Origin of the sequence: Pseudarthrobacter oxydans (genome assembly GCF_034258515.1) — a bacterium.
Lineage (GTDB): Bacteria > Actinomycetota > Actinomycetes > Actinomycetales > Micrococcaceae > Arthrobacter.
The window spans coordinates 2,641,600-2,659,745 of the sequence record NZ_CP139438.1 but is presented as its reverse complement, the minus strand read 5'-3'; the positions used below and the strand labels follow the sequence as shown (position 1 = coordinate 2,659,745).

18 protein-coding genes, 1 tRNA gene and 1 other RNA gene are annotated in these 18,146 nt (G+C 65.4%); 10 read left to right on the top strand and 10 right to left on the bottom strand.

Translation table 11 applies throughout. The features are described 5' to 3' along the window. Window positions 1-38 precede the first annotated feature (38 nt). The 5 genes from SMD14_RS11985 to aceE form a co-directional block, all read right to left on the bottom strand. Window positions 39-284, bottom strand: a complete 246-nt coding sequence (locus SMD14_RS11985) for an acyl carrier protein (protein ID WP_009359314.1) — start codon at window positions 282-284, stop codon at window positions 39-41. Between the two features lie 79 nt (window positions 285-363). Beyond that, window positions 364-1,425, bottom strand: a complete 1,062-nt coding sequence (locus tag SMD14_RS11980; RefSeq protein ID WP_157241923.1) for a beta-ketoacyl-ACP synthase III — start codon at window positions 1,423-1,425, stop codon at window positions 364-366. Next, complete coding sequence (locus SMD14_RS11975; protein ID WP_321213782.1) at window positions 1,422-2,351, bottom strand: ACP S-malonyltransferase; 930 nt, start codon at window positions 2,349-2,351, stop codon at window positions 1,422-1,424. Before SMD14_RS11975 ends, SMD14_RS11980 begins: the two co-directional genes overlap by 4 nt. Window positions 2,352-2,439: 88 nt before the next feature. Beyond that, window positions 2,440-3,684: a CdaR family transcriptional regulator gene (locus SMD14_RS11970; RefSeq protein WP_157241925.1), complete on the bottom strand. Its 1,245-nt coding sequence runs from the start codon at window positions 3,682-3,684 to the stop codon at window positions 2,440-2,442. A gap of 154 nt (window positions 3,685-3,838) precedes the next feature. Next, window positions 3,839-6,580, bottom strand: a complete 2,742-nt coding sequence (aceE, locus tag SMD14_RS11965; protein ID WP_321213781.1) for a pyruvate dehydrogenase (acetyl-transferring), homodimeric type — start codon at window positions 6,578-6,580, stop codon at window positions 3,839-3,841. A gap of 428 nt (window positions 6,581-7,008) precedes the next feature. Here aceE and SMD14_RS11960 point away from each other — a divergent pair, with 428 nt between their 5' ends. The 5 genes from SMD14_RS11960 to SMD14_RS11940 all read left to right on the top strand — a co-directional run bounded on the left by SMD14_RS11960 (window position 7,009) and on the right by SMD14_RS11940 (window position 9,435). Further along, on the top strand, window positions 7,009-7,428 hold the full coding sequence (locus tag SMD14_RS11960) for a DUF3052 domain-containing protein (protein ID WP_321213780.1): 420 nt from the start codon (window positions 7,009-7,011) through the stop codon (window positions 7,426-7,428). Then, on the top strand, window positions 7,425-7,919 hold the full coding sequence (locus tag SMD14_RS11955) for a peroxiredoxin (RefSeq protein WP_321213779.1): 495 nt from the start codon (window positions 7,425-7,427) through the stop codon (window positions 7,917-7,919). The genes SMD14_RS11960 and SMD14_RS11955 overlap by 4 nt, the downstream gene beginning before the upstream one ends. A gap of 6 nt (window positions 7,920-7,925) precedes the next feature. After that, window positions 7,926-8,846, top strand: a complete 921-nt coding sequence (locus SMD14_RS11950) for an NAD-dependent protein deacetylase (protein ID WP_321213778.1) — start codon at window positions 7,926-7,928, stop codon at window positions 8,844-8,846. Window positions 8,847-8,953: 107 nt separating this feature from the next. Continuing rightward, window positions 8,954-9,026, top strand: a tRNA-Val gene (locus SMD14_RS11945). A 118-nt stretch (window positions 9,027-9,144) separates the two neighbouring features. Beyond that, on the top strand, window positions 9,145-9,435 hold the full coding sequence (locus SMD14_RS11940) for a hypothetical protein (RefSeq protein WP_157241929.1): 291 nt from the start codon (window positions 9,145-9,147) through the stop codon (window positions 9,433-9,435). 134 nt (window positions 9,436-9,569) lie between these two features. On the opposite strand, the gene SMD14_RS11935 is transcribed toward SMD14_RS11940, so the two are convergent. Further along, a complete protein-coding gene (locus SMD14_RS11935) occupies window positions 9,570-10,295 on the bottom strand; it encodes a FadR/GntR family transcriptional regulator (RefSeq protein WP_157241930.1) in 726 nt (241 codons plus the stop codon). Window positions 10,296-10,494: 199 nt separating this feature from the next. On the opposite strand from SMD14_RS11935, the gene gndA reads away from it, so the two are divergent. Beyond that, the gene (gene gndA, locus SMD14_RS11930; RefSeq protein WP_157241931.1) at window positions 10,495-11,931 is read left to right on the top strand and encodes an NADP-dependent phosphogluconate dehydrogenase; all 1,437 of its coding nucleotides are present in this window, start codon (window positions 10,495-10,497) and stop codon (window positions 11,929-11,931) included. Between the two features lie 112 nt (window positions 11,932-12,043). On the opposite strand, the gene epsC is transcribed toward gndA, so the two are convergent. The 3 genes from epsC to msrA all read right to left on the bottom strand — a co-directional run bounded on the left by epsC (window position 12,044) and on the right by msrA (window position 14,192). Next, window positions 12,044-12,628, bottom strand: coding sequence for a serine O-acetyltransferase EpsC (epsC, locus tag SMD14_RS11925; RefSeq protein WP_321213777.1), 585 nt, complete (start codon window positions 12,626-12,628; stop codon window positions 12,044-12,046). Between the two features lie 39 nt (window positions 12,629-12,667). After that, the gene (cysK, locus tag SMD14_RS11920; protein ID WP_157241932.1) at window positions 12,668-13,603 is read right to left on the bottom strand and encodes a cysteine synthase A; all 936 of its coding nucleotides are present in this window, start codon (window positions 13,601-13,603) and stop codon (window positions 12,668-12,670) included. 64 nt (window positions 13,604-13,667) lie between these two features. After that, window positions 13,668-14,192, bottom strand: a complete 525-nt coding sequence (gene msrA, locus SMD14_RS11915) for a peptide-methionine (S)-S-oxide reductase MsrA (RefSeq protein WP_321213776.1) — start codon at window positions 14,190-14,192, stop codon at window positions 13,668-13,670. 102 nt (window positions 14,193-14,294) lie between these two features. Here msrA and SMD14_RS11910 point away from each other — a divergent pair, with 102 nt between their 5' ends. Continuing rightward, complete coding sequence (locus SMD14_RS11910; protein ID WP_321213775.1) at window positions 14,295-15,233, top strand: Nif3-like dinuclear metal center hexameric protein; 939 nt, start codon at window positions 14,295-14,297, stop codon at window positions 15,231-15,233. Window positions 15,234-15,353: 120 nt separating this feature from the next. Further along, window positions 15,354-16,091 (top strand): C4-type zinc ribbon domain-containing protein, encoded by a 738-nt coding sequence (locus tag SMD14_RS11905; protein ID WP_321213774.1) that lies wholly within the window; start codon window positions 15,354-15,356, stop codon window positions 16,089-16,091. Between the two features lie 80 nt (window positions 16,092-16,171). On the opposite strand, the gene SMD14_RS11900 is transcribed toward SMD14_RS11905, so the two are convergent. Then, window positions 16,172-16,936, bottom strand: coding sequence for a peroxide stress protein YaaA (locus SMD14_RS11900; RefSeq protein ID WP_321213773.1), 765 nt, complete (start codon window positions 16,934-16,936; stop codon window positions 16,172-16,174). A 56-nt stretch (window positions 16,937-16,992) separates the two neighbouring features. Between SMD14_RS11900 and rnpB the strand changes: the two genes are divergently transcribed. Both rnpB and SMD14_RS11890 read left to right on the top strand, forming a co-directional pair. Beyond that, window positions 16,993-17,384: RNase P RNA component class A (gene rnpB / locus SMD14_RS11895), an RNA gene on the top strand. Window positions 17,385-17,429: 45 nt separating this feature from the next. Beyond that, entirely contained in the window at window positions 17,430-17,972 is a 543-nt protein-coding gene (locus SMD14_RS11890) for a TspO/MBR family protein (protein WP_321213772.1), read from the top strand. Window positions 17,973-18,146: the final 174 nt, after the last annotated feature.

Sequence of the window (18,146 nt, the reverse complement as noted above, 5' to 3'; positions counted from 1 at the left end):
CCGGCAGCCCTGCCATGCCGTAACGGCGGAAGCCTTGGCTAGGCCTGCGCTCCGGCAATGAAGCTGACGGCGTCGCCGACGGTCTTGAGGTTCTTGACCTCTTCGTCGGGGATGCGGACGCCAAACTTTTCCTCGGCGTTGACCACGATGGTCATCATGGAGATGGAGTCGATGTCCAGGTCCTCGGTGAAGGACTTGTCCAGCTCCACGGCCTCGGGGGCCAGGCCGGTTTCCTCGTTGACGATTTCAGCCAAGCCGGCCAGGATCTCTTCGTTGCTAGCCATTGATGGCTCCTTTTCTTGTATTGCCGGCAGGTGCTGCCGGAAATGGTCCGGGCCGCGGATGCGGCCCGTTGGGGCGTTCCTAGGGAAGGACAATTACCTGGGCGCCGAAGACCAGCCCCGCGCCGAAACCGATCTGCAGGGCCAGTCCGCCGCTTAGCTCCGGATTTTCCTGCAGCAGGCGGTGCGTGGCGAGCGGGATGGATGCTGCCGAGGTGTTGCCTGCGTCAGCGATGTCCCGTGCCACTGTAACGCTCTCCGGCAGCTTCAGCTTCTTCACCATCTCGTCGATGATGCGCATGTTCGCCTGGTGGGGAATGAAGGCCACCAGGTCCTCCGCCTGGATGCCGGCGGCATCAAGGGCCTGCTGGGCAACCTTGGCCATTTCCCAGACGGCCCAGCGGAAAACGGTCTGCCCGTCCTGGCGAAGGGTGGGGTACAACTCCTGGGCCTCTTCCAGGAGGGCGAGGTCGCCTGTGGAATCGGACTGCCGGGCGGCCATGCCGAGGTCGCGGACATCCAGCATGGAACGGGTCATGCCGATCGCGTCCCATTTGCTGCCGTCCGATCCCCAGACAGAGGGGGCGATTCCGGGGGTGTCGGAGGGGCCGATGACGACGGCGCCGGCTCCGTCTCCGAGCAGGAACGAGATGGTGCGTTCCCTGTTGTCGATGACATCGGACAGCTTTTCGGCGCCGACCACCAGGACGTACTTGGCGGCACCGGAGCGGACCAGGGCGTCACCCTGGGCGATGCCGTAGCAGTATCCTGCACAGGCGGCCGAAATGTCGAAGGCAGGAGCCGGGGTTGCCCCGAGGCGGTCAGCCAGGCTGGCTGCGGCGGAAGGGGTGGCATACGGGTGGGTCACCGTGGACACAATGACGGCGCCGAGCTGGGAAGGTTCGATGCCGGCCTTTTCCATCGCCTCGCGTGCGGCACCCTCGGCCATGTCGATGACACTGATGTCCGCGGGGGCACGGTGGCGCGTCACGATGCCGGTCCGCTGGCGGATCCACTCGTCGGAGGAATCGATCCACTGGCAGACATCCTCGTTGGTGACGATGACGCTGGGCCGGTAGGCACCCAGTCCAAGGATGCGGGTGTGCTCCTGGATGGGAGCCTGCTTCAGCGTGGGAACGCTCATGCGTCTCCCTCCAGTTCTGCGAAGAGTGCCAGGGCGGCGGAAAGGTCGTCGGGGGTCTTGACGGCTACGGTCTTGACGCCGGGCATGCCCCGTTTGGCGAGGCCGGCCAGGGTGCCGGCGGGGGCAAGTTCAATGACGCCGGTGACGCCCCGGGCAACCATCGCCTCCATGCAGCGGTCCCAGCGGACGGGACGTGACACCTGGGCAATAAGGCTGTCGACGGCGGCGCTGCCGTCAGTGACTTCGCCGCCGTCGTAGTTGGACAGCAGCGGCACCTTCGGTGCCTGCGGCTTCAACTGCGGCTGCAGCGCCTTGAGGGCGCTGACGGCGGGGGCCATGTGGCTGGTGTGGAACGCGCCGGCCACCTTAAGGGGAATGACCCTGGCCTTCGCGGGCGGGTTCGCGGCCAAGGCGTTCAGCTGTTCAAAAGTGCCTGCTGCGACGGTCTGGCCCGCCCCGTTGACGTTAGCGGGGGTGGCGCCCGCGGCCGTGATGGCCGCAAGGACCTCGGCGGGGTCGCCGCCAACTACGGCGCTCATGCCCGTGGGAGTGACGGAGGCAGCCGCTGCCATGCTGTTGGCACGCTCGCGCACGAACGTCATGGCTTCCTGCTCCGTGAGCACTCCGGCGAGGGCGGACGCGGTGATTTCACCTACGGAGTGGCCCGCGAGGATAACCGGAAGGGAACTGAGCTCAACATCAAACAGCGAACCCGCGGCAACAAGGCCGGCTGCGACGATCAGGGGCTGCGCGACCGCGGTGTCCTTGATGGTTTCCTCATCCGAGGTGGTTCCGTGGGCGACCAGGTCAATGCCTGCGATCTCGCTCAAGGAGGCCAGTTGGCCTGCCACCGAGGGCAGTTCCAGCCAAGGGGCCAGAAAACCCGGGGTCTGTGAGCCCTGTCCAGGGCAAACTATTGCAAGCACGTATCCAGCTTTCCAAATTACTGTGTGCTCCAGCGGTGTTTGTCCGCACCAAGCTCACGGGGTCAGGTTGTAGGAAGTCTACAACGCCTTAGGCTTGATTCCGGGACGGCAGGCGCTCCGCGGCAGCTTTAGGCGGGGCGGAAAGACGCCCCACCACGAGCGCAGCCTGCAGGACAAAGGCTTCCCTGGGCAGGAGCGGATCCCAGCCTGTGACGTCACAGACACGCTTGAGCCGGTACCGGACGGTGTTGGCATGGACGAAGAGTTCCCGCGCCGTTGCCTCCAGCGAATGGCCCAGTTCCAGGTAGGTTCCCAGGGTCTCCACCAGGCCGTTGGACGCCGCCAGCAACGGGCGGTAGATGTTCTTGACGAGGGAACGGCGCGCGGCGTCGTCCCCGGAGATGACGCGTTCCGGGAGCAGATCGTCTGCGGCCACCGGACGCGGCGCGGCGGGCCATGCCCTGGCCGCTGTCAGCCCGGCGAAGGCCGACTGGGCCGATCCGCTGGCTTCCAGCAGGGAACCGGCCTCCGGGCCGTACACCACCGGCCCGGGCGCAAACATTTCGCTGAGCTTCACATACGCGGTTTCCCGGTCCTGGACGCCACCCAGGATGAGGATGAGCCGGTCGCCCTGGATGCCCACCAGGGCGTCCTCCGCATACCGGCCGGCCATCCGGCGCAGCTCGCTGACGTAGCTGGCGCTGGGCTCCGAGGGAGAATTGCCCACCATGACGGTGAAGCGCTCCTGCGCCTTCCAGCCCAGTGCCGCGATCCTGGAGCGCAGGGCGTCCGTGTTTTCCCCGCGCAGGATGGCGTCCACGATGAGGGCTTCGAGCCGGGTGTCCCAGGAACCGCGGGATTCGGCGGCCCGGGCGTAGACGTCGGCGGCAGCGAAAGCGACTTCCCGCGAGTACCTCAACACTGCTTCCCGCAGTGATGGCTGGTCAGCTTCCGGCGCAATCACGGGAACCTGGTCCTCCACCACCTCGACGACGATCCGGATCAGCTGCAGCGCCTTCTGCAGGCTGATGGACCGGGTCAGTTCGGTGGGCGCGGTGCCGAAGACGTCCGTGAGGATCCACGACGGCGAGCTTGGCCGCTCGTACCAGGTGACAAAAGCGGCGATGCCGTTCTGGGCCACCATGCCCAGGGCCGAGCGTTCGTCCGAGCTGAGCCGGCTGTACCAAGGCAGCGACTTTTCCAGCTCGCGCATGGTGGTGGTGGACAGCTGGCCCACGTTTGCCCGCAGTTTCTTCAGCGTCTCGGATTTCTCCGGCGTGACCCTGGGCGTGGACGGTTTGCGCTTGGCGGACGGGGTGGCAGGTGCTGGCATTCTCTGAGCATACGGGCCCCGCCGCGCAACCTCCATTTGTGCAAAGGCTACAATGCGCATTGGCCTGCGTCACAGGACACTCCTGCCGAAACGGACGACGGCGGCCCCCGCCTTTCGGAGGGAGCCGCCGTCGCGGTTCTACTGCGGGGAGGTGCTAAGCCTCGCCGCCGGCGTTGCCGGTGGTGCCGGCATTGACGTTGTGGAGCCTGTACTTCTCAATCGCCTTGATCGGAGCCTGCGAATCCACTTCACCGCGGCGCGCGAGCATCTCCAGTGAACGCACCACGATGGAGTGGGTGTCGTTCTTGAAGAAGCGGCGGGCGGCGGCGCGGGTGTCGGAGAAGCCGAAGCCGTCGGCGCCGAGGGTGGCGAATTCGTTGGGCACGAATTGCCGGATCTGGTCGGGGACGGCTTTCATGTAGTCGGACACGGCGACGACGGGTCCGGTGGCTCCTTCGAGCTGCCGGGTGACGAAGGGGACGCGGGCGGGTTCGCCGGGGTTGAGGAAGGCTTCCTCTTCGGCGGCGAGGCCGTCGCGGCGCAGTTCGTTCCAGGACGTGACGGACCAGACGTCTGCTGACACGGACCAGTCTTCTGCGAGGATCCGCTGGGCTTCGATGGCCCAGGGCACCGACACGCCGGAGGCGAGGATCTGGGTCCGGGGACCGTCGATCTTTGCCGGGGCGAGCAGGTAGATGCCCTTGATGACGCCCTCGACGTCGAGTTCCTCGGGTTCTGCGGGCTGGGTGATCGGCTCGTTGTACACGGTGAGGTAGTACATCAGGTTCCGGTCTTCCGAGTCCGGCCCGTACATGCGTTCGATGCCGTCGCGGATGATGTGGCCCATTTCGTAGCCGTAGGCGGGGTCGTAGGTGACGACGGCGGGGTTGGTGGAGGCGAGCAGGGGGGAGTGGCCGTCGGCGTGCTGGAGGCCTTCGCCGGTGAGGGTGGTCCGTCCTGCGGTGGCGCCGATGATGAAGCCGCGGGTCATTTGGTCGGCTGCGGCCCAGAAGGCGTCGCCGGTGCGCTGGAAGCCGAACATGGAGTAGAACACGTAGACCGGGACCAGGGGCACGCCGTGGGTGGCGTAGGCGGTGCCGGCGGCGGTGAAGGCTGCGACGGCGCCGGCTTCGTTGATGCCGGGGTGGATCAGCTGGCCTTGGGCGGATTCCTTGTACGCCAGGACGAGGTCGCGGTCCACGGAGAGGTAGTTCTGGCCCTTGGGGTTGTAGATCTTGGCCGTGGGGAAGAACGCGTCCATGCCGAACGTGCGGGCCTCGTCGGGGATGATCGGGGCGATGTGCTTGCCGAAGTTCTTGTCCCGCATCAGGTCCTTGAGCAGGCGCACGAAGGCCATGGTGGTGGCGGCCTGCTGCTTGCCCGAGCCCCGCTTGGCGACCTCGTAGGACTTCGCGTCCGGCAAGGTGATCTCGGCGTGCTTGGACCGTCGTTCCGGGACGGCCCCGCCCAGGGCTGCGCGGCGCTCCATCATGTATTTGATTTCGGGAGCGTCGTTGCCGGGGTGGTAGTACGGGGGCTGGTACAGGTCTTTTTCGAGCTGTTCGTCCGTGATAGGGATCCGCAGGTGGTCGCGGAACTTCTTCAGGTCATCCAGGGTGAGTTTCTTCATCTGGTGGGTCGCGTTGCGGCCCTCGAAGTGCGGTCCGAGGCCGTAGCCCTTGACGGTCTTGGCCAGGATGACGGTGGGCTTGCCCTTGAATTCGGTGGCTGCCTTGTAGGCGGCGTAGACCTTGCGGTAGTCGTGGCCGCCGCGCTTGAGGTTCCAGATCTGGTCATCGGTGAGGTCCGCGACCATGTCCTTGGTCTGCGGGGTCTTGCCGAAGAAGTGTTCGCGGACGAACCCGCCGGATTCGGCCTTGTAGGTCTGGTAGTCCCCGTCGGGGGTTTCGTTCATGATCTTCACCAGCGACCCGTCGGTGTCCTTGGTGAGGAGGTCGTCCCATTCCCGGCCCCAGACGACCTTGATCACGTTCCAGCCCGCACCGCGGAAGAACGCTTCGAGTTCCTGCATGATCTTGCCGTTGCCCCGGACCGGCCCGTCCAGGCGCTGGAGGTTGCAGTTGATCACGAAGTTGAGGTTGTCCAGGTTCTCGTTCGCGGCGAGCTGGAGCAGGCCGCGGGACTCGGGCTCGTCCATTTCGCCGTCGCCGAGGAACGCCCAGACCTGCTGGTCACTGGTGTCCTTCAGGCCGCGGTTGTGCAGGTACCGGTTGGACTGGGCCTGGTAGATCGCGTTCATCGGCCCGATGCCCATGGACACGGTGGGGAATTCCCAGAAGTGCGGCATCAGGCGCGGGTGCGGGTAGGAGGACAGGGCGTGGCCCTCGCGGGACTTTTCCTGCCGGAACCCGTCCAGGTCCTCCTCGGAGAGCCGGCCTTCCATGAACGCGCGGGCGTACATGCCGGGGGAGGCGTGGCCCTGGAAGAAGACCTGGTCCCCGCCGCCGGGGTGGTCCTTGCCCCGGAAGAAGTGGTTGAACCCGACCTCGTACAGGGTCGCGGCCCCGGCATAGGTGGAGATGTGTCCGCCCACCCCGATGTTCGCCCGCTGGGCCCGGTGGACCATCACCGCAGCGTTCCAGCGCATGTAGGCCCGGTAACGGCGCTCGAATTCCTCGTTGCCCGGGAATTCCGCTTCCTGGTCCACCGGGATGGTGTTCACGTAATCGGTGGTGGTCACCATCGGCACCCCGACGCTCTGCGCGCCGGCACGCTGCAGCAGGCTCCGCATGATGAATTGGGCACGCTCGGTGCCCTGTTCCCTGATCAATGCATCCAGGGACTCAACCCACTCGGCAGTCTCTTCGGGATCACGATCAGGCAGCTGGTTAGTCAACCCGCTGAGGATATGGGAGGTATCTTCTCCTGCAGCCACGTCCAACCTCTCTTTGCGCGCATTGGTGGCGCACTCAGGCCGGGCAGGGTGACCGCCCGGCGTACGTACGCCGTGTGCGACGTATCGGTTACAACAGCCCGGTCATGTGTGCCGGGCAGGGTCCTAAGTTTTCCTACGTCTGCATTGGAGTTACAGGGTTGTTGCCCCGCAGGCATAGTTGTCACCTGCCACTCTAACTCTGTCCCTTACGCGATGCGTAGCCGCGGCTTGGGCGGCCCAGTTGTATTTCGCCGTCATACTGGTTGTGTGACGAAAAGCCGCTGGGCAGCGGGCTGGACGAACCTGATGTGACGCAGAATATGGCGCATCGCGGGGGCGGCAGCTTGAAGCTCAGGCACAAAGGGTGTTGGCTTGGGAGTAATGGAAATCACTATGCGCACTGCATATATGAGGCATTGGAGGTACACGTGAGCGAGGCCGACGCCGCCACTTCGGTAAATGTGGCGGAAAAATTGGGTTTCAAGAACGGGGATCTGATTCAGGAGTTCGGTTACGACGACGACGTCGATTTCGACTTGCGTGACGATATTGAGGACCTCACCGGTTCTGAGCTGCTGGACGAGGACGACCATGAAGTGGCGGACGCCGTCATCTTCTGGTGGCGCGACGGCGACGGAGACCTCGTTGACAGTCTGATGGATTCGCTGACCACGCTGAGCGAAAACGGCGTGGTGTGGGTGCTGACACCCAAGTCCGGCCGGGCTGGATATGTCTCCCCGGCAGACATCCAGGAGGCAGCGCCGACGGCCGGGCTGCACGTTACCACCTCAGCGGGCGTGTCCAAGGACTGGAGCGCAACGCGGCTGGTGAGCAGGAAGAACAAGTGACGGCAGCGCTTGCCGCTGCCGCCGTAGCTGTCCCCGCGGTCGGTGGGGCCGCACCTGACTTCGAACTCGTTAACCAATACGGTGAGCCGGTCAGGTTGTCCTCCTTCCGGGGCCAGAACGTGGTCCTTGTGTTCTATCCCTTTGCATTCTCCGGTATCTGCACCGGTGAGCTCTGCGAACTGCGGGATAACCTCGCGCTGTTCCAGGATGCGAACGCCACCGTCCTGGCCGTCTCAGTGGACAGCAAATTCAGCCTCAGGGCCTATGCTGCCCAGGAACGGTACAGCTTCGACCTGCTCGCGGACTTCTGGCCGCATGGCGAGGTCGCCAGGCTGTATGGGGTGTTCGACGCCGACAGCGGCATGGCACGGCGGGGCACCTTCATCATCGATGCGGGCGGAACCATCCGGTACAGCGTGGTGAATCCGCGGGGCCAGGCCCGGGACCTCGGGGAATACCGCACGGCACTTGCCGGGCTCGAAAAGGCCTGACTCCACGTGGGCGGGCAGCGGCATGGTGTGGGCCTCACAGGCTTCGCGAGCATGCCGCCAGTGCCTGCCGGACCCCCGTCCGCAGAAGAGCTTGACGTCCTGGTCCGGATCCGGGACGTACTGGCAGGGGACCGTTTCGCGCTGCTCACCGGGGCCGGACTCAGTACCGACTCCGGGATCCCGGACTACCGGGGACCCGGTTCGCCCCCTCGTTCGCCCATGACCTACCAGGAGTTCGTCAAGGCGTCCGCCAACCGCCAGCGATACTGGGCGAGGAACCACATCGGCTGGTCCCACCTGCGGCGCGCGGATCCGAACCAGGGCCACCTCGCCGCGGCGGAGCTTGAACGCAGGGGACACCTCACCGGCCTCATCACCCAGAATGTGGACCGCCTGCACCAGGACGCCGGCAGCGTTAACGTCGTCGACCTCCATGGCAGGTATGACCAGGTTGTCTGCCTGAATTGCCGCCGGACCTATACGCGGCGTCTGCTGGCAGGAATCCTCGAGGAGCTGAACCCGGATTTCCTGGACCGGGCGGCACAGACGGGGCTGGTGGAGATGGCACCGGACGCCGATTCCACGGTGGAAGACCAGGCGTTGATCAGCAGTTTTGTGGTGGCGGCCTGCCCCGCCTGCGGAGGAATGCTGAAGCCCGACTTCGTGTACTTCGGTGAGAACGTGCCCAAGGACCGGGTCGAAATCTCCTACCGGATGGTCGATGATGCCGCAGCCCTGGTTGTTGCGGGATCGTCACTGACGGTAATGAGCGGCCTGCGCTTTGTCAGGCACGCCGCCAAGGAGGGCAAGCCGGTGGTCATTATCAACAGGGGAGCAACCCGCGGGGATGACAAAGCAACCATCAAGCTTGAGGCGGGCGTCAGTGAATCGCTGACCTGGCTGGCGTCGGAGCTCCCGCCCGTCTAAGGGCAGGCCGCAGTGCCCTTCAGCGGTCGATTCGCATTCGGGGGCCGATGTCGGGTAGAGTCTATGTTCGTTGGTCAGGGCGCAGCAGTGCCCGGTCCGGCCACTTTGGGTCTTTAGCTCAGCTGGTAGAGCGCCACGTTTACACCGTGGATGTCATCGGTTCGATCCCGGTAGGACCCACACGCAAGCCCCGCAGTTTCCGCCCTCAGGTGGAAGTGGCGGGGCTTTTGCGTTGCCCCGCCCCGCCAGGAATCCGGGCTCTTCCCCGAATGTCCGACCCCTGCCATAGCTTGCAGGAATGGAACACGTGATTGTGCGGACGGGGACGGACGGCAGGCCCGCGGCGGTGCTCTGCAATGGCAGGGAATGGGCCGTGGGCGCGGAACCGGTCCGGTGGTTTGAGCGGGTCAAATGGTGGGAGACGCGCCGCAGGATGCCTAAGGGCCTTAGTCGTGTGGATGTCGAGGTCCTGCAGCTTCAGGTGAGGCTGGGAAGGAACGCCGGCTCCGCCCTGACCACCATGCTCCTTGAGCGGGACGGGCTGGGTGGGGGCTGGCGTCTCAGGGAAGCCCTTGCCGACGCTGCCTAGGCGAATCGTGCCGGCCGGCGGCGGGCTCCGGGCATTGGAAAACCCTCCACCGCGACTATTGGGGGATGCCGCGGTGGAGGGCCTGGGTTGAATATACCGTGAACCTCTGGAAACAAAAAGTCGACGCAGCGGTGTCAGCGCTGCACCGGAATGAAGACGCGGGGTTGCTCGGTCCACGTATCGGACATCTGGGACATGGTCCGCCTCATGATTTTGTCTGACGACTCCCGGGCGGTGGCAGCATCGCCCCGGGCGATTGCCTCCGCCACGTCCATGTGCCACTGGAGCGCGGCCTCGTGCGGATGGTCGGGCATCAGTCCGTGCACGGTCCGGCCCGTCAGGGTCTCCGCCACCTGGCCCATGAGGTTCGCAAACATTTCGTTGCCCGAGCCGGACAGCAGCAGCGAGTGGAACTGGATGTCCAGCTCAAGGAAGCGGGGCACGTCACCCTTGCGGCCGGCGTCGAGCATTGCACGGGCGACGTCCACCAGCTCCAGCCGCAGCGGCGCCGGCGCGTTCTGGGCGGCCAGCTCGGCCGCGGCCGGCTCCACGGCGGACCGCAGCTCAGCAAGTGACCGAAGCTGCGCGCCGCGGGCGTCACTGGCCAGGCGCCACCGGATGACCTGGGGATCGAAGGGATTCCAGCGGCTCGGGGGCAATACCCGGATGCCCACCCGCTTGGTGGTCTCCACCAGGCCGAGGGACTGCAGCACGCGGACGGCCTCGCGGATCACCGACCTGGATACCCCGAGTTCATCCTCAAGGTTTTCGGCGAGCATGATATGGCCGGCAGGCAGCTCCCCTGAGACAATTCGGGTGCCAAGATTCTCAATGGCACGGTGGTGCAGGCTGCTGGTCATGCAGCTAAGCCTAGTGTGAATGGGTTGGCCGGAAGGCTGCCGGCCGGGACCGCAGCGACACAATTGCTTCCACAAGGTGGGCGTTACTTTCCTGTTACCTCCCGAATATATATGCTTTATTAAGACCCTTGGTCTGCAATCGTGCTTCCGACGCAACGGGAGCCCTGCACATCCGCGCAACGTACGAATTGGAGTTTTGATGTCTGCACACATCGGTGTCACCGGCCTCGCGGTGATGGGCGCCAACCTCGCCCGCAACCTCGCCAGGAACGGCTTCACGGTTGCCCTGCACAACCGTTCCGTCGAGAAGACCGACGCCCTGCTGGAAAGGTACGGCTCGGAAGGCGACTTTGTCCGGACGGAAACCCTGCAGGAACTTGTCGATTCCCTGGAGAAGCCGCGCCGCGTGCTGATCATGGTCAAGGCCGGCAAGCCTGTTGACTCAGTCATCGAACAGCTGGAGCCGCTCCTGGAACCGGGCGACATCATCATCGACGCCGGTAACTCCCACTACGAGGACACCCGCCGCCGCGAAGCTGCCCTTGCCAAGAAGGACCTGCACTTCGTGGGCGTCGGTGTCTCGGGCGGCGAAGAGGGCGCGCTCAACGGCCCCTCCATCATGCCCGGCGGTTCCAAGGAGTCCTACAAGGCCCTGGGCCCGCTGCTGGAAAAGATCTCCGCCAAGGTGGACGGCGAACCGTGCTGCGCCTGGGTGGGAACCGACGGCGCCGGCCACTTCGTCAAGATGGTCCACAACGGCATCGAATACGCCGACATGCAGGTCATCGGCGAAGCCTTCGACCTCCTGCGTTCCGGTGCCGGCATTGAGCCTGCCGAGCAGGCCAGGATCTTTGCGGACTGGAACAAGGGCGAGCTTTCCTCCTTCCTGATCGAGATCTCCGCCGAGGTTTTGGGTCACGTGGACGCCAAGACCGGCAAGCCGTTCGTCGACGTCGTGGTGGACGCGGCCGGCCAGAAGGGTACCGGCCGCTGGACCGTCATCTCCGCACTGGAGCTCGGCTCCCCGGTTTCCGGCATCGCCGAATCCGTCTTCGCACGCGCCCTGTCCTCCCAGACGGAGCAGCGCAAGCTGGGCCAGGAGCTGCTGGCCGGCAACGAGGCATCCGTGGAGATCCCGGAGACGTTCGTCGAGGACGTCCGCCAGGCACTGTACGCGTCCAAGCTTGTCTCCTACGCCCAGGGCCTGGACATGCTGACGTCGGCAGCGAAGGAGTACGGCTGGGACCTCAAGCTGGACGAGATCGCCTCCCTGTGGCGGGCCGGCTGCATCATCCGCGCCGAGCTGCTCAAGGACATCACCAAGGCCTACGCAGCGGACGAGAAGCCGGCCAACCTCCTGTTCGCTCCGGCCTTCACGCAGGCCATCGCCGAGGCACTGCCGGCATGGCGCCGGGTCGTCGCTACCGCCGTCCAGCTGGGGATCCCCGTTCCGGTGTTCTCCTCCTCGCTGGCCTACTACGACGGCCTGCGCCGCAAGCGCGTTGCTGCCGCCCTGATCCAGGGCCAGCGAGACCTGTTCGGCGCCCACACCTATGGCCGCGTCGACTCCGAGGGCACTTTCCACACCCTCTGGGGCGAGGACAAGTCCGAGATCGAAGCCGTGGACACGCACTAGCCTCCACCATCGGTTAAAGCCAAAGGCCGGCAGTTCCTGAAGTTTCAGGAACTGCCGGCCTTTGGCTTTTGCCTGGCGCTGGTGACACGGCCAGGGTTGGCGGCTTCTGTTGTCAGATCCGGTATTCGATGTCGTACTCTGCCGGGTCCACCGCAGGCTTGGTTTCACGCTGGGCATCCCGGTGGCGCCACTTCGCGGGGACGCCGGTGACAATCGATTCCGGCGGCGCGTCCTTGACCACCACCGCGTTGGCGCCCACGGCGCTGTCCCGGCCAATGGTGATTGGCCCCAGGATCTTGGCGCCGGCACCAATGGTTACCCGGTCACCGATGGTGGGGTGGCGTTTGATCCGGGCCAGGGAGCGGCCGCCCAGGGTGACTCCGTGATAGATCATCACATCCTCGCCGATCTCGGCAGTCTCTCCGATCACCACGCCCATCCCATGGTCGATGAAGAAGCGACGGCCGATGGTGGCACCCGGATGGATCTCAATTCCGGTGAGGAACCGGCCCAGCTGCGAGATCAACCGGGCAGGGAAACGCAACCCCGGGTTCTGCCACAGCCAGTGCGTCAGCCGGTGGATCCAGATGGCATGCAGGCCGGAGTATGCGAAAAAGTTCTCAAAAGAACCCCGAGCCGCCGGGTCGTGGGACCGGGCGGCGTCGAGGTCTTCCTTTAGTCTTGCGAAAAAGCCCACAAAGTTCTTTCTACAGGAAACGGGCGAACAGCGGCTGGATCAGCCGCGGATGTCGTCATAGAGGACGGTGGAGATGTAACGCTCACCGAAGTCACAGACAACAGCCACGATCAGCTTCCCCGCGTTTTCGGGACGCTTGGCCAGTTCCAGGGCACCCCAGACAATGGCGCCGGAGGAGATGCCGCCCAGGATGCCTTCCTTGACGCCAAGCTCGCGGGCCACCCGGACGGAATCCTCAAGCGTGGCGTCCAGGACCTCGTCATAGACGTTGGTGTCCAGGATTTCAGGCACGAAGTTGGCGCCGATGCCCTGGATCTTGTGCGGGCCGGGTGCGCCGCCATTGAGGATGGCGGAGTCCTTGGGCTCGATCGCGACGATCTGGACGCCGGGCTTGCGCTCCTTGAGGACCTGGCCGACGCCGGTGACGGTTCCGCCGGTGCCTACGCCCGCGACGAAGATGTCCACTGCGCCGTCGGTGTCCGCCCAGATTTCCTCCGCCGTGGTGGTGCGGTGGATTTCGGGATTGGCTTCGTTGGCGAACTGCTGTGCCCAGATGGAGTTCTCGGTGTTGGCCACGATTTCCTGGGCCTTCTCCACCGCGCCGCGCATTCCCTCGGAACCCGGAGTCAGGACGATCTCGGCGCCAAAGGCGCGCAGCATGACGCGGCGTTCCGTGGACATGGTCTCCGGCATGGTGAGGATGACCTTGTAGCCGCGGGCAGCACCCACCATTGCCAGGGCGATGCCGGTGTTTCCGGAGGTGCCTTCAACAATGGTTCCGCCGGGCTTCAGTGCACCGGACTTCTCGGCGGCATCGACAATGGCAACACCGATACGGTCTTTGACGCTGTTGGCCGGGTTGTAGAACTCAAGCTTGACGGCGACGGTGGCATCCAGGCCCTCGCTGAGCCGGTTGAGCTTGACCAGCGGGGTCCCGCCGACCAGCTGTGTCACATCGTCATAGATCCGTGCCATGTACATACGCCTATCTCTGAGGGGTGAATACTGAGGTCAGCCTAACGAGGCCGCGTAAGCGTGGCTAAGCGTTAAGCCATGCAGAGTAATATTTCCTGGCCTTGGCGAGCTTGGGGTTGATGATCACCTGGCAGTACCCCTGTTCTGGATGCTTGGCGTAATAGTTCTGGTGGAACTCCTCCGCGACATGGAAGCGGGGCAGCCGGCTGACCTCCGTGACAATCGGATGGGCCCACAGTGCCTGGTTCCGGTCGATCGCTTTTTCAAAGAGGATCTTCTCTTCGGTGGTCTCATAGAACATCGACGAACGGTACTGGGTGCCGACGTCGTAGCCCTGGCGGTTCAGCGTGGTGGGATCGTGCAGGGCGAAGAACATGTCCAGGATGACCTCCGCCGGGATGGTCTCCTCGTCGAACGTCACGGCAACAACCTCGGCATGGCCGGTGGTGCCGTTGCAGACCGAGTAGTAGTCCGGTTGCGGATCGTGGCCCCCGGTATAGCCGGACACCACCGAGCTGACGCCCTTGGTCTTCTGGTAAACGGCGTCGAGGCACCAGAAGCAGCCTCCGCCTAAAACAAAAGTTTTCATGACCTCTTCAATGGTTGGGGGCGCGGGAAGATTCCCGGGCCGTCCAGGGGCGGCGGCTGTAAACGTGCGGTCCGGACGGCCCGATGGGGTAAAACTAAGACTATGGAACCTGCGGACACCGACGTTACCGGCCCGGACAACATCGACGGCGGCACTGGCAACGGCGGCGCACCCTCCGGCGGGCCTGGGGCAGCGGAGTCCGCGGAGGCGCCCACCCTGGGTGAACTGCTCCTGGCCGTGGAAGAGCTGTGGCCCGAATCCCTGGCAGAGAACTGGGACGAAGTGGGACTGGTGGCAGGCCATCCCTCCGCGCCCGTCACCAAGGTGATGTTCGCCGTCGACCCAACCCTGGAAGTCATTGAGGAGGCGGTGGAGTGGGGCGCGGAACTCCTGATCACACACCATCCCCTCCTCCTGAAGGGCGTCACCAGCGTCGCCGCCACCACCCCCAAGGGCCGGGCAGTGCACCGGTTGATCGAGTCCGGCACCGCTTTGCTGACCGTCCACACCAACGGTGATTCCGCCGTCGGCGGCGTATCCGACGTCCTCGCCGACGCGCTCGGCCTCCAGGACGCCGCCCCGCTCACGGTGGCCGCAAACGGCCTCCCGGAAGAGGGCATCGGGCGGGTGGGGGACCTGGCGGAGGCCATGACCCTCGGCGATTTTGCGGCCCGCGTGTTCGGGATCCTCCCGTCCGTTGCCGGGGGAGTGCGGGTTTCCGGCGACAAGGACGGCCTGGTCCGGCGCATCGCCGTATGCGGTGGTGCCGGGGACTCCCTCTTCAATGAGGTCAGAGCCAGCAACGCGGACGTCTATGTCACCGCTGACCTGCGTCACCACCCGGCGTCGGAAGCCCGGGAGGCCGCCCTGAACGGCCGGCCCTACCTGGTGGATGTGTCCCATTTCGCCAGCGAGTGGCTGTGGCTGCCTGCCGCTGCGGCTGCGCTGGGCAATGTCCTCGCCGACCAGGGCCATGACGTTGAAATCCGGGTCAGCACTACCAACAGCGATCCCTGGGACTTCATCCTGACCCCGGGCTAGGCCTTGAATGCGAGGTCCGGTGGCGACGCAGCGAGGCGGGGGAGCAGGCCACGCGCTAGAGTCTAGGAAGCGCCGATCAGGTGCCCGGCCCCGGCCGGTAGGGATCAAGCGGAGGTAAATGTGGCGAAGGCAGCACCGGCGGAACAGTTGAAGTTGCTTGAGCTGCAGGGGCTGGACGCCAAGCTTAAGTCGCTCGCCAACCGCCGCCGCTCCCTGGAAAACGATCCCCGCATCAAGGACCTTGAGGCGGCCCTGTCTGTTGCCAATGGCGAGCTTGGTGCGGCGAAGGTGGCTGTCCATGACGCCGAGGCCGAACTGAAGCGGGCCGAGGCGGACGTGGAACAGGTCGCCTCGCGAATCCAGCGGGACGAGGCGCGGCTGAACAGCGGCACCGGGTTGTCCAAGGACCTGGTGGCCCTCCAGAAGGACATCGCCTCGCTCAACAAGCGTCGCTCGGACCTTGAGGACATCGAACTCGAGGTAATGGAGCGGCTGGACTCCCTTCGCGCCAGGCAGGCGGCGCAGCAGGGGATTGTGGACGATATCCAGGGATCCTTCGGCACCATCCGCGCCGAGCTGGATGCGGAACTGGCTGAGGTGGAGGCGGAAGCGAGCGGGCTCCGCACCCGGCGCGCCGAATTCGCTGCGGGGCTCGACGCCGGCCTGCTCGCCGTCTACGAAAAAACGCTCGCCAAGCGGGGCGTGGGCGCCGCCCGGCTGTTCCACGGCACGTCCGAAGCGTCAGGCATGAAGCTGAGCCCCGGCGACCTGGCCGAGATCAAGGCAGCCGCCGCTGACGACATCGTCTTCTGCCCGGACTCGGGCGCCATCCTGGTCCGCTCGGAGGAATGGGCCTGACCCAACTAAGTAGCGCTAAGTGTCGTTTTGGCGGCTCATAACGACACTTAGCGCTACCTAGTTGGGGAGGGGCGGGGGAATCAGCCCGGCAGGATGATGTTTAGCGCGTGGGGTTTCTTCGCTGACCCGTCCACGAGCTCTGCCTGCCACACTTCCCGGGCGGCCTTTGCAAGGTCCGACGGCGTCGCTGGAGCCTTGCCCCGCCGGGTCAGCAGGTGCCGCGCCAGTTCGCCGCGGGTGTGCTTGGCGAAATGGCTCACCACTTTCCGCACGCCCTGCACTTCGGTGAACACGTTGACCGTAACGGTCTGCGCCGCCGGCGGCGCCCACGCTGCGGCGTAGGTGCTGGACCGGCAGTCAACCAGCAGCTGCCCCTCGGTGAGCGGCGCCAGTGCACTGGACAGGTGCGGCTTCCAGAACGAGGCGAGGCGGCCGACGTCGGGCAGCGCCGTCCCCATTGACAGCCGGTAGGCGGGCACGCTGTCCCCGAAGCGGATGGCGCCCCAGAGGGCGGAGATCACCAGCACCGACTCGTCTGCCTTGCGCCGCTGCACAGGGGTGAGCGTCTTGTAGCCCAGTGCGTCGTACAGCACGCCGGAGTAGATCTGGTGGGCGGGAGCCGCGGGTTCAGCGTGGAGCCGGGTGTTGCGGTCGACGTCGTCCTTCAGCGAGGCCCCGACCCCCAGCAACGCGAGGGCGTCCTCGTGCGCGCTCACCGCCCCCAGTGCGTCGAGCACCTTGGCGCGGCAGGAGTTCAGGTCCGGGAAGCTCAGGGAAGGCCAGTCGACGGCGGAACCACGGATCGCGGGCGTCTTGCCTTCGGAAGGGGGGAGCAGAATCAGCACCGTCCGATCCTACCGGCGCAGGGAATGCGGCACCGCGCCGGTAGACTGGACCTGGATGGGTTGACCAGGCGGCCGCGCGTCACGCAAGTGGCTCGAGGAACGTCCGGGCTCCACAGGGCAGGGTGGTGGGTAACGCCCACTCGGGGTAACCCGCAGGCCAGTGCCACAGAGAACAGACCGCCTGGGTCGCGCCGGTTTGAAAGCGGCACGAACCAGGTAAGGGTGAAACGGTGGTGTAAGAGACCACCAGCTTCCCGGGTGACCGGGAAGGCTAGGTAAACCCCACCCGGAGCAAGGCCAGACAGGACACGTTTGAGGGCTGCCCGCCCGAGTGTCCGGGTAGGCCGCTGGAGGGCGCCGGCAACGGCGCTCGTAGATGGATGGCCGCTACTCCCGCACCGGCAACGTGGCGGGAGCACAGAACCCGGCGTATCGGTCAACCCATCCACCCATTCCGGTTTGACCTTGAGAGTTGTGTTGGGGATCCTGAACCGTGCCCGCAAATATTGACCCGCCCTCCGGCTATGGAGCCGCCCAACCGCAGGGTTCCGCCCGCGGACGGCAGGCTGTTGCCCTGGCCGGGTTCCTTGCGCTCTCCGCTGCAGCCTGGGCCTTGGCGTCGGTCCCCATCATCCTGAATTCCGGCGGCTGGTTCGCGGGGTCGGTCAAGGCTCCCTGGATGCCGCCGGGCTGGATGTTCAGGAGCATGTGGATGCTGCTCTACGCGGGGGTGGCGGTTGCCGCCTGGCTCGTCTGGCGGAAAGGGGAGCTGAGGGGAGGCGCCCTGGCCGGGTACCTTGTCCAGCTGGTGCTCAACGCCGCGTGGCCGCTGGCCTTCTTCGGGCTCTTTCCGGTATTTGGAGCCGCTGCACTCTGGGCTGCTTTCCTGGTGATTGCCGGGCTGGCGGCGTCCCTCGCCTTCCTCGTTGTGCGGTTCGGTCCGGTGAGCCCGGCTGCCGGCCTCCTGATGCTGCCCTATTTTTCGTGGGTTGTGTTTTCGGCCAGCCTCAATCTCTATTCGGCCATCCACAACTGATGCCCCGGACGCAAGGCCGTTCCCTGTGAGTGATTTCACGTGGTTCCGGCCGGTTCAGGGGGGCCGGCCAACTTAGAATGGAGACCGGACGCAGGAGTTCTTCCGCCGGGGTTGCGTTCGCAGCCGGCGGTTTTTCTTTGCACGCGATCCAGGCGCCTGGGGGCCGACCCCTGC

Bases quoted from the DNA above. Each gene is read 5' to 3' on its own strand.
- SMD14_RS11985 (WP_009359314.1), bottom strand. From the start codon at position 284: ATGGCTAGCAACGAAGAGATCCTGGCCGGCTTGGCTGAAATCGTCAAC.
- SMD14_RS11980 (WP_157241923.1), bottom strand. From the start codon at position 1,425: ATGAGCGTTCCCACGCTGAAGCAGGCTCCCATCCAGGAGCACACCCGC.
- SMD14_RS11970 (WP_157241925.1), bottom strand. From the start codon at position 3,684: ATGCCAGCACCTGCCACCCCGTCCGCCAAGCGCAAACCGTCCACGCCC.
- SMD14_RS11940 (WP_157241929.1), top strand. From the start codon at position 9,145: ATGGAACACGTGATTGTGCGGACGGGGACGGACGGCAGGCCCGCGGCG.
- SMD14_RS11935 (WP_157241930.1), bottom strand. From the start codon at position 10,295: ATGACCAGCAGCCTGCACCACCGTGCCATTGAGAATCTTGGCACCCGA.
- gndA (WP_157241931.1), top strand. From the start codon at position 10,495: ATGTCTGCACACATCGGTGTCACCGGCCTCGCGGTGATGGGCGCCAAC.
- cysK (WP_157241932.1), bottom strand. From the start codon at position 13,603: ATGGCACGGATCTATGACGATGTGACACAGCTGGTCGGCGGGACCCCG.
- msrA (WP_321213776.1), bottom strand. From the start codon at position 14,192: ATGAAAACTTTTGTTTTAGGCGGAGGCTGCTTCTGGTGCCTCGACGCC.
- SMD14_RS11910 (WP_321213775.1), top strand. From the start codon at position 14,295: ATGGAACCTGCGGACACCGACGTTACCGGCCCGGACAACATCGACGGC.